This window comes from Aeromonas sp. R9-2 (genome assembly GCF_040908025.1).
In the GTDB taxonomy this organism is placed as follows: Bacteria; Pseudomonadota; Gammaproteobacteria; order Enterobacterales; family Aeromonadaceae; genus Aeromonas; species Aeromonas veronii.
The window spans coordinates 1-11,108 of sequence record NZ_JBFOCX010000022.1 but is presented as its reverse complement, the minus strand read 5'-3'; the positions used below and the strand labels follow the sequence as shown (position 1 = coordinate 11,108).

Below are 11,108 nucleotides of genomic sequence, written 5' to 3'. Positions count from 1 at the left end.
GCTTGCGGGTTACTCTCTTCCGTCAAGGCAGACGCAATACCTGTCGCAGAAGATACGATACCCAGGACAGAAGAGGTTATTGACAAGGCGGTTCCTGCCGTCATCATGGCAGCTCCCGCTGCGATCCCCGTCCCCAGGGTGACAATCGAAATCAGTAGCCCCAAAATACCCAAACCAAGTCCCACTCCTGCCGACACGCTCATATGACCACTTGGGTCAAGCAGGTTAATTGGGTTTCCAAGGGTATAGGCATAGGGGTTAAGCCCTCCATCACCAAAAGGGCTTAAACTGTCAGCCGCATGAAAACGCATCAGCGCCGGGTTATAAGCCCGATACCCTTTCCCTAAATGGTATAGGCCGGTAACCGGGTCTCGCCGCTCGCCGTTGAATCCGATGAAATTAGTCATAATCGTCAGCTGATTTCGAGCCTCATCCGCCATCAACAAGCCCGAGCTATTCGTCAGCAATAAATCCGCAGCCCGCAATGCATTGGGTAATACCAACAAGGATGAGGCTGCCGCGAAAATAGACGATTTTATCAAGAATTGTCTACGACTCAAATTAGGATAAGCATCCAATGAAGAACTGTTCTCGGCGGGGAGTAGCAGTGTAAAAGGATCACGTTTAATTGAATTCATTACTAGCTCCATACACGAGTCATAAACGACACGATTGAATCAGTTAATAATTATCACCATAATAAAGGGGTGACACCTCCGATAGGTTGAGTTGGTATGTGCCTTTAAGGCTGATATCTTCATGACACCCACCGCCGTTCACTACCCTCACGGCTAATCAAATAGCGTATATCGTATCGGGTCTATATAGAAAGACACTAGAGGTATCACCGAAAAACCTATAATAACAAGCAGTCAATCATGGGACATTGTAAATGTCAAGATCCCAACTCCCCTTGCGGCGAAGGTAAATAATAAAAGGATTGCCGTAACTATCCCACCCTTCAATATTTTTCTCATATTGAGTGCTCTTCCCATTATTGTAAGATGGATTGGCTGAGCCATTGTATGGTGCAAGAGAATTATTATCAGCAAGACCATCCTTAGATGACTCAATAAGATATAAACTGCCATCATCAGTACTTAACGCTGGAGTTTGGAATGCTTGCCACCCCTTATTCTTCTCGAAATATGGAATGGACAAATTAACGTTGTTCATACCTGGTTTAACCGCATACCAAACATTCGTCTTTAAATAATACTGATGACCGTCATTCAACATGGTATCTTTCGCACTTTGCATAACCAACCGGTCTCCATCATATTTAAGCAGGCCATTATCTTTAATTTTACGGACATAAAATCCAGATCTTGGTTTGAGTTTAATAAAACGCACCTTTAACGGATTGAAACTGCTAGAAAAATAGTTGCCAGTAACAATGAAATCATCAAGAGAATAGCTTTTTTTCGTTATAGAAATGATTTTTGCAAACTCATCTTGGCCATTTTCACAAGAGTGATAAACATCACCAACATTCGCACAAATAATTTTATCAACTGCTTCCGTAGTGGTGACATAATAAGTATATCGGTTCACAAAATTTCCCGCTGCTGATGCGGCGCTGGCAGGCTTGTCCTGCTCAGCCTCTGCCATAGGCTGTTGGCTGGGAAGGGTATACCCTCCTAAATCGAACTCACTTCGGGCGCGACTTACCCGCCAATGCTCATCATAATTAGCACCTTCTGAGCTCCCCCAGCCTAAATAAGACTTCTTATTTTTCTCCGGACCGGTATGTAAATCATACAGTTTTATAAAACTACCGTCGGCAGTTATATCTGAAACCTCAACAAGATCACCTGTTTTCTTATCTTCCACTTCAAGCTCGATATAAATAGGAGCTTGCATTTCCCCGTTGGCATAAATATACCGAGGATGACCTTCGCTACCACGATTAAATCTGAAATTCCTGACATTGTGGATTTTCGCATTGAAAATCTGCTTGCTAGAGATAGCGGCTTTAGCGCCTTCCTCAATCAGAACCACGAGACGCTTCATCACAAAATTGTCTATTTTCCGCGTAATAATAATTTCCGCCAAACCAGGCTTACCCATTACCTCAAAGCGATTTCTATAAAGAGGTTCCAGCCTTAACAAGGATTCGTTACTAGAACTCACTGAAAAAATACTTTGGTCAGAAAAGTATTTCCCGTTTAAAGTAAGCACAATGCCATTCCCATTACCTGAATTTATGTAGTTAGTCGGCACAGTTATTGAAGATGCCGTAATAAGGTTTTTACTTTCACCATCTGCAATATTGGTACTATTATAAATCCATCTTATTGAGTCCAACACGCTCGACATAAGATCCTCTTTAAAGGATTCATAACCCCTGAAATATAAAAACAGCTCATTCTCATTCCCAATCCCGAATTTATAACGGCCGTAGGTGCCATTACCGAAGAAGATATAAGCACTTCTCTTATCGAAAGGATGATTAATTGCACCTACAATAGTTCCATTTTTGGGCCACCCAACCCAATTCGCAGTTACCTTAGCATTATACAATTCAGCATCCTTTACGAAATCGTAATTTGAATATGTACCATCCTTGAAGAAGAAGTACGTTTCTCCTTTTCTTTTAGGAGAATTGAGAATAGCTGCGACTCCCCTTCCCTTTATAAAACTCCATTTGTCCTTAATGCTGCCAGTAGACAAAATCTTATCTATCCCTTCCCCATGCTGATAAGTAGCGTAAGTTCCATCACCAAAAAATAAATATTGTATTACATTATTTGTAGGATCACTCATCACACCAGAAATTTTCTTTCCTGTTGGAAAACCAGGAAAGTATTTTATAGCGGGAAGGTTTTCAGATTCCAAAATAGCACCATTCCCATCAGAGACTTTAAATCTACTGTAGTTTCCATTATCAAAGAAAATATATTGCTTACCGTTAACCCCGACATAGCCGCCCACTGGGATAGGCTCTGCAGCCATTGTGGTACCAGCTAAAAGCAGTAATAGAACCCCAGTGAAAATAGGAAAAATATATCTTAACATAAATCACCCTCTTTAAATTAACGATATAATTAAAACTTACAGCAATGAGCAACCATACTTAATAACATCGCACATAAATTAAATAATAACAGTTTAATTCACCAAAATTAATAAAATCCACACCCTCCACCAAAGACAACCTAGGGAATAATACAACCATGAACTAAATGCCAACCGGCAAAATTCATTCGATATTGGCCTCCAGTTTCTCATTCGACCATGCAAGATAGATAACAAGATTTACCCCTTAATAACTTCAAGCACCTCTTTTTATTTATTACCAAAATATAAAACTCTCTCTCGACCAGCTCAGATATATAACTAAAGAATATGCCATCTTTTAATAGGACACAAGCCTTTACCTTATCAAAATAATAATTAACCGCTGCTACAATAGAGCCATTTTGCCCCCTCATAATTGTCAACAATCAATATCACCCCTTTGCCTCCAGTCAATTGACAATGTCCGTCAACCACATCATCAAAGGAAATGATTTTCCTTATTTTTAGAAAAAACATTACGCAGAATTATTTTATTTACCCTTGGTAATTTAAAGTGTTTTTATAGTGCAACTGGCTTTCCCTAATAAAAGCACTCCATTCTCATCAGAAACCTAAAGCTATTATAGGCTTCATTCTCAACGAAATGGTATTGCTTACCGCTACTCACGACAAAGCCTTCCACAGGCACCAATTTCTACACCATGATAATATTACCCCTCACTATCCTCTCCATACGGGGTATATATCAAACTTCGTTTCTTTGTGTTATCTATCTCCGCCAAGATACTATTTTTGTGATCCCCGACCAAGCTGGTGACATAACACTGTCCCTGAAGTTGTACACGTCGGCTCAGCGGCCGACCATTAACCGACATCAACCGGGAATAACCGCCGCCTTGCTGCTCGTTCAACAGCCCCTCGGCACCATAAAACAGCTCGATCTCCTGCTGTCCGGGTATGCTCTGCGTCAGCTGCACGCCGGTGGCGCTGTATCGGTACTCGGTAACCGTTTGCTGAGTGGCATCCTTGATTCGTCTCAACTGGCCCAATACGTTATATTGATACAGCAACCCGCGCTCATCCCAGGTTAGATTACCGTTATCATCGTAACTCAGCGTGACCTTGCTCTGATCTTGGCTATGCCCAATCGTTATCAGCATGCCATTGGCATCGTAGCCATAATCGGCGATATCGATTTGCTGGATGCCGTTGTCAACATAGCAAGTCTCCACCCTGGTAATGTTACCGAGTGGGTCGAATTCAAATCCCTGGTGTCTGATAGGACCCTTCTCACGATAAACTGGACTAAGTGGTCCATTAGCCTCCAATGTCATGAGGCGACCAAGCTCGTCATATACATAGCTCTCAGTCGTGACCCGGTAGCTTTCATCGGTTAGCACTTTCTTGCTCAGATTACCATCTCGGTAATATTCGTATTTCTGACTCAGGTAATGTACCCCGTCAACCAGCGTACTTTTCTGGACCAATCGGTTTTGTGAGTCATATTCATATGTATGTTGCAAGGTTGGTTGACCCTGGCTGGTTATGACTTCCTGTCTAACACGATCGAATTCGTCATAGCCAATTTTTACAGTGCTCTGGTTATCAATGATGACGCTAACCAAACGGTGATGACTATCGTAATCACGTGTTTCATGTGCACCAAAATAGTCTGTCATGGTGAGCAGTAGCCCTTGGCGCGAATAGGTATAGAAAGCTGTTTTCCCTGATTGGCTTTCTGACTTCAGCGCCCCATTGGGATAATAATCCTTCGTCAACGAAAAGATCTTATTATCGTTGATAGTATTTTCCAAAATTATCACTCTGCCGGTAGGTGAATGATAGGTAAACGTCCCTACTTCACCATCACTTGTTTCATACTTCACTATTTCATCCAGCACCGTATCTATAGTGTATCTGATATGGCTGTTATCTGGCTGAGTCACAAAATGCGGCTTTTGACTGTGTGTGTTATAGCCATAGCGAGTGCTATACACCCCCTTGCTTTCCGCGGTGAGACGACCTGCCGGATCATACTTGCGCGTTCCTAGCCGGGAGTTATTGACCATTATTTCAGTTACTTGGTCACCGTAGTTCTGGGTATCATATATTCTGCTTATAGTTAGCCCAGAGCCAATATCCCGACTTTCTGAGGTATTTCGTCCCATCAGATCACGTTGAAAACGTGTCACCCTCCCCCACAGGTCGATTTCCTTGATGCAGCGGCCCATCCCATCATATTCATAGCTGGTGACAAAACCAGCCTGTTTAGTCTGGATGACATCGCCCCGTTCGTTATAATAGGTAGTGACAGGTTCTGTTGTGCGTCCGCTAGCACTCTGTATATATTCAGTCTTGGCATTGCTGACTTTATCTTGCTCAACGACCTTGGTGACACCCGAGGACGTCACTTCTTTGCAGACCTCTCCCCAGATGTCATATTCGATGGTTGATTTGCTCTCGATCTCATGGTCACCGAAATTGTCATAAACAGTCACGGCATTCACCTGCCCCGATGAGTTGTACGTTTTTTCCTGCATCATGCCTAGGTATCCGGTGCTATCGGTGGCATAGCTGACCGCTTCTCGGCCTAAGGCGTCATACTCAACTCTCTCTTGCGTGCCATCGGACACGATGATGTCTAATACGCTATTGCTACCTACGGTGTAGCGATAGTCTCTGATGATTTCATACTGGGTGCCAGCGCGTAATGTTTCCTTTAGAAGCCGCCCCATCCCATCATAGGCCTTGATGCTACGCACCCCCATACTGTCCTCCACCTCAAGCTCGGCGCCACTGTGCAGGCAGCTGACTGTTTTGCTGTGGGCATCGGGCAGCCCGGCTATTCTCGAGAGGCAATTTGCGACCAGAGTATCGTCGAGGACTTGGTAGCTGTAGCTTTCTGTCTGCGTGGTACTCCCCTCTACGCTCACCTTTTGCAAGAGCAAACCGTGGGTATACACTTGTTGGTCATTTAGATATTCATACTGGGTGCTCGACAGTATCTTGCCATCCACCAAGGTTTTCTCTTCTTCAGAACTCAACACCGGGAAGCTGGTACGCCCATCTACGCCGACCAGACTGACGTAACGCAGTACTTTTTGCAGCCCGGTTTCCCCGCCTTTTGTGTAGCGCAGAGAGGGGGTAATTGTTTGTTGCTTCAGTAAATAGGGTATGTCGAGAGGCGTTGACGGTGCATTCCCCACCTCGCCGCAAGCGGGATAGTAAGTCGACTGCGTCTTGATGCCATAGGCGTCGATCCGGCTTACCTCATTACCATAATTATCATATTCGTACTCAATCACTTCCGCTCTGCTGCCACCGGCCGAACTGAAGTAGCGAGTGGTTTGCTTTTTGGGGAAAACATACTGTTCAGGCTGCTCAGCAAATTCCCTAGTTGTGTCGGCATAATATTCCATCGAGATCTCTTGTACGACGTAACCGGGCCAATTCGAGGTATCTTTTAATGATTCCTCGACAAGCAAGTGATACTTGTTATATGTCTGGGTCAGCTCGCGTTCACCAAATTTCTCGGTACATGTATATGTATAGTCAGCCTCAACCTCAAATAAATTATCCACATTACTCGTATAGCGAGCCAAGCCAAACCCCAAGAAGTTTTTGCTTGAATAAAAATATTGTTTGCTGATGCGCTCGATCTTAGCACCATAAGTATCATGTCGGCTAACTGCAGGCAATCCAGATACAGGCCCGCCACTAGGAAGTTTTATTCCCGTATCATTGTAGAACAACTGCTCAATGGCACCAGTTGGGTGGTAGACATACTCAACGACATACAGCCCATTAATCGCCTTGTAGACAAGTGTGATTTCAGTGTCATCCGTTAATCTAACTCTATTTATTTTTGATGAGCCGGAAATAAAAATCACCACCTTATCCTTGGAATTCGTCCCAGTGAAGGTGACACTCCCCGAGCTATAGGTTATTTCGAACAGTTTGTTGGCCTGATCACCGATACTTTTCAATCGACTATTTGCCCCATAACTAAATGTAAGGGTGTGACCAGATGGAGCCACCATAAATGCCAAATTACCATCGCGGTCGAATAACTCTTGAGTGCCATCCTTGTGCGTGACTGCCAGCTTCCCATTATTATAATTAACCTTGACATTCCTTGGCTTGAGGTATTGACATATATCGGTAACGTCACCATTACTCAAAACCGAGTTAAAACGAAAACTGGCTCCATTAGACAAGGTCAAGCGACGGCTAACCTTATCATAGTTCGCCAAGTTCAAAGACCATCCTTTACCGAAGCCGACGTTTTTTTCTGATAGAAAATCATAGCCTAATGTCAGGTCAATAATTTGTCCGCCGGCCCCCTGTAGCAGGCCTACTCTAATGCCAATTCGGTACATACCAGTGCGTAGGTCTACCCCTGATGAAAAGAGACTGCCAAAATTAAATGCAGTTGAAACGATATCACTTGCGTTTGCCATAAAAGCTCCTTTAAGGAAAAATCTCCGCGGTCGTACAAAAACTGAAGTCACAAGACAGTTATTCAACCTTCATGGGTGACATAGCGAAGTCAACTGCTCATTTAGAGCATGGTGATGGATAACACAACCACAAACCTTATCTTGCACTGCAATCCTTTTTTATTAAGGATATAATGATGTGACAAAAATATTACCACGACGCATGCTAGCACCACATATGATTATGATTGACAAGTAATGCAGTACTCACAGCATATAGAAAAAATATTACAAGCCCCCTCCCCCCCTTCGCCAACAAAATAAATTTTTAAATATATTAAAACAGCACCATTTGCCAGGTAAGCCATCAATCTAATATTTCCACACGCAACGAAAGAGCCATAATCGGAGTTTTCTACAGGCAACTAAGGGGGGTCCGTTTGTTTATCGCAATCACGGCGTTAATGGGATGATCACCTTAATGGTGCTGCTCATGCAGTTTTTCCCGCAAGATTCTGGTTATCAGCGTAGCCGTTTGTGTACCGAGCTATTGGCTATCAAAATCAATCGGTTAGCAGGTCTCAATATGGCGGCTTACACGCTCGGCCGATGGTTACCTCGCATGGGCATTGTCTGGCGAAGGCCCATGCCGACGTTGCGGATAAAAGACCCGGCCTATCAGGCGACAATGGCGAATATCGAGGCTGCACTGATCCGTTGTGAGCCCGATAATCCGGTGTGTTATGAGAATGAAGTCGATATAAACCTCTATCCCAAATTAGGGGCAGACTGAATGTTCAGAGCGCAGCAAAAGCGGGTTGCCACACTGAGACAGAACACCAAACATTACTAGGTAGGCGCTCTCTCTGCAGGCAACGGAACATGGGTACCTAGTATCCTTTCCCGGGGAATAGCTATGGCGCAACCAAGGTGTAGCGCTATTGGGATCGGTTATTTAGGAATTCTCTGAGTGGTATGTGTGAGCAGCTATTTTTAAAATTTAAATTTATTTTTCATTGTTATTTGACACCAACTCCACTTAACTTCATATCTTGCGTAATTGGGGTTTAAATCTGGAAATAATTTAAACACACCCCAACGCAAAATTAGGGTTAGGCGTTGAAGAATCAACATTATTTACTGCGATCAATTTAGGGAGTATGTCATGAAATATCGTTTTTTAATTGCCATAGCAATTCCTTTATTAACAAATCAGAACGCATCAGCTAATACGCTGATAAAAGAATATGTCAAAGCGCAAAGGGAAGAGCCTTATGGTGATGAGCAAGTTGGGTACCCACAAGTATGTCTGAGGGTAAACCTCGATGAGAAAATAGATATGCCTGGGATAATTAATGAACTGATTGTTAGAAATGAAAAAACACCTGAAAACTTAGTTCCTGATGCGACCAACCTTGCAGGAAGTGGTTACCTAGGTCATGCTTGGACATTGTTTTTTGATAGAAAAGACTCGTGGCGTTCGTGGTCATTTCGCCAGCCAAAATCTCCGTTAGGGGATGCTCTAAATTATAAGAATACTTATGATAGTCCTTCTCGAAAATTCACATACCAATATTGCGTAAATGCAGAAAGAATGAATATAGAAACCCAACACCTACTTGACAATCAAATTAAAAAACTTGTCAATGAATCTCGGGAAATAGCATCATCCTTGATGCCAGATATCGTTTTGACAGGAGAGCATGGTATCTATAGCCCTTTAACTCCATGTGTTTGGTTTGCTGTGAATCTTTTTAATTCCATCACGGGCGAGAACATCCCTTATGAACAGCCTATTAATGGCAAGCTAATTGCTAATGCAACTAACAACCCGGCATTTGAGAAAATAGATTTAACCGTAGATGCGAGTACTGTTTACGAAGCATTGTCGAAACAGATTATTTTTTCTTTCGGGATGAGTGATACCGAGCAATACATGTTTTTGAAGAACAACAAATACTTGGCGTTTGTTGACGGAAAACCCATTTATTTTAATAAAATAAATAAAAATATGTATTATCATACTTTACTTGAGCCTCTAATTAAGAAATCTAAGACAGCAATGCTCTCTGGCACAAATCTTTACATAGTGGACAATAATGGTTTGTTCTCAGTCTACGACATAAAAGAGAAAACATTGAAATCAACAGATTTGTCTATTTCTTCTGTTTTCAATGATGTCGACAATGAAGTGAAAATAAATGCAGCGATACCATTGTACAAAGGGATGCCTGATTCAGAAGGGATTCCTGAGCTCGAAGGGAATAATAAAGCCCATCTCGTGTTCACTACTGGTGGTGAGGTTTACCTAGCAGATCCAGAGAAAAAGGAGTTTAAAAAGCACTCATATTTCGAAACAAATCCCCCCGAAATTATTAAATATGCAAGTCGCATTGTCGGCTCCTCAGCCATTAAAGATGGAAATATATTTATATACCTTACCAAAGGCAAGTTCATTGAGATTGACAGGCTAACGATGGATATAATTGGAGTGGAGCAAAATATGAGTGAGCATCCTATTTTAGGCGATTATTTTAAATTGCAATAGTTTTAACTGGTGTTGTTGCCCAATTCAGCCAGCAAGTCATGACCCCCAGCCCTTGGTGACAACGTCACTTGGGGGCTGGGGAAGTTGTCACCAAGGGCTGAGTTAAGCATAGATAGTTGCCCCCGTGTGCCAAGCGAAATATGTTGTGGTAGCTTTACTTAGGTCGTCGATTGCAACTATAGACTCGGGTAATAAAACACCTTTTTCCCTGATTGAATCCGCTGATGGAGGTCTCAATCAATAACGCGTACTTTCAAGAGCCTTCCCTAAACTGGGTTTTCCCCATTACGGTCTGATCTGTCTTGCCATCACTTCATGCTTGCTTTGGCAATCGTTGGTGTTATCCCTCTCTTGTTGACTACGAATATTAAGCGTTCATTACTGGAGCGCAGTATTCCTGATCTTTTGCCAATATGGCGGCGTTGTTGCCCAAATCAACGAGCAAGTCATGACTTCCCCTGCCCAAGTACCGCTACACTCGGGGCTTTCTGACAGGTAGACCAAGGATATTCAGCTTGTTTATGGCGCTTACATACGCCATCACTTCTCCCACTTGGCCGTTGTAGTTACGCAGACTGATTTTCCCCGCCAGCAACTGCTTGAACCGATACATCGCTGTCTCTGCCAGCGAGCGACGGTGATACCCCGATATCTTCTTCCAGTGCGCCAGCCCTTCCTTGCGCATCACCAGCACAGCCTCATTTCTTGGATGCCCCTTTTTCCATAACCCCGCGCTCTTGCGAGGCGGGATACAGGCTGTCGCCCCTTTGCGCGAGATAAGCTGATGGCTGGCTTTGCTGTCATAGGCGCCATCCGCATAAACACGTCCCAGCTTACGCCGTAGTGGCTTGAGCAGAGTTGGTAGCACCTCGGCATCATGGACATTTTCCAACGACACTTCCGCCGCCACGATATCGTGGGTCACTGGGTCTACCGCCAGATGCAGCTTGCGCCACACACGCCGCTTCTCGGCGCCGTGTTTTCTGACCTTCCACTCGCCTTCACCAAATACCTTCAGGCCGGTCGAATCGATAACCAGGTCGGTGATACGCCCCTTGGCGGGTTGTCGATAGGCCACTTTCACCGTGCGAGCGCGCTTG

At 43.7% G+C, this 11,108-nt stretch carries 5 protein-coding genes and 1 pseudogene; 2 read left to right on the top strand and 4 right to left on the bottom strand.

Going from position 1 to position 11,108, the window contains the following annotated elements:
- The 3 genes from AB5Y71_RS08680 to AB5Y71_RS08670 form a co-directional block, all read right to left on the bottom strand.
- A partial coding sequence (locus AB5Y71_RS08680) for an RHS repeat-associated core domain-containing protein (RefSeq protein ID WP_368171402.1) occupies positions 1-638 on the bottom strand: 638 nt, incomplete at its 3' end.
- A gap of 238 nt (positions 639-876) precedes the next feature.
- Positions 877-3,018, bottom strand: a complete 2,142-nt coding sequence (locus tag AB5Y71_RS08675; RefSeq protein ID WP_368171401.1) for a hypothetical protein — start codon at positions 3,016-3,018, stop codon at positions 877-879.
- Positions 3,019-3,731: 713 nt separating this feature from the next.
- Positions 3,732-7,481 (bottom strand): hypothetical protein, encoded by a 3,750-nt coding sequence (locus AB5Y71_RS08670; protein WP_368171400.1) that lies wholly within the window; start codon positions 7,479-7,481, stop codon positions 3,732-3,734.
- A gap of 451 nt (positions 7,482-7,932) precedes the next feature.
- Here AB5Y71_RS08670 and AB5Y71_RS08665 point away from each other — a divergent pair.
- Both AB5Y71_RS08665 and AB5Y71_RS08660 read left to right on the top strand, forming a co-directional pair.
- Positions 7,933-8,310 (top strand): annotated as a pseudogene (locus AB5Y71_RS08665) (IS630 family transposase); the annotation flags it as partial.
- 315 nt (positions 8,311-8,625) lie between these two features.
- Positions 8,626-10,008, top strand: a complete 1,383-nt coding sequence (locus tag AB5Y71_RS08660) for a hypothetical protein (protein WP_368171399.1) — start codon at positions 8,626-8,628, stop codon at positions 10,006-10,008.
- Between the two features lie 472 nt (positions 10,009-10,480).
- Here AB5Y71_RS08660 and AB5Y71_RS08655 read toward each other — a convergent pair.
- Positions 10,481-11,108, bottom strand: a 628-nt coding sequence (locus tag AB5Y71_RS08655) for an IS5 family transposase (protein ID WP_368170954.1), incomplete at its 5' end; no start/stop codon positions are given.

What these genes read in the sequence shown, in the direction of transcription:
- AB5Y71_RS08675 (WP_368171401.1), bottom strand. Translation starts at nt 3,018, where the DNA reads ATGTTAAGATATATTTTTCCTATTTTCACTGGGGTTCTATTACTGCTT.
- AB5Y71_RS08670 (WP_368171400.1), bottom strand. Translation starts at nt 7,481, where the DNA reads ATGGCAAACGCAAGTGATATCGTTTCAACTGCATTTAATTTTGGCAGT.
- AB5Y71_RS08660 (WP_368171399.1), top strand. Translation starts at nt 8,626, where the DNA reads ATGAAATATCGTTTTTTAATTGCCATAGCAATTCCTTTATTAACAAAT.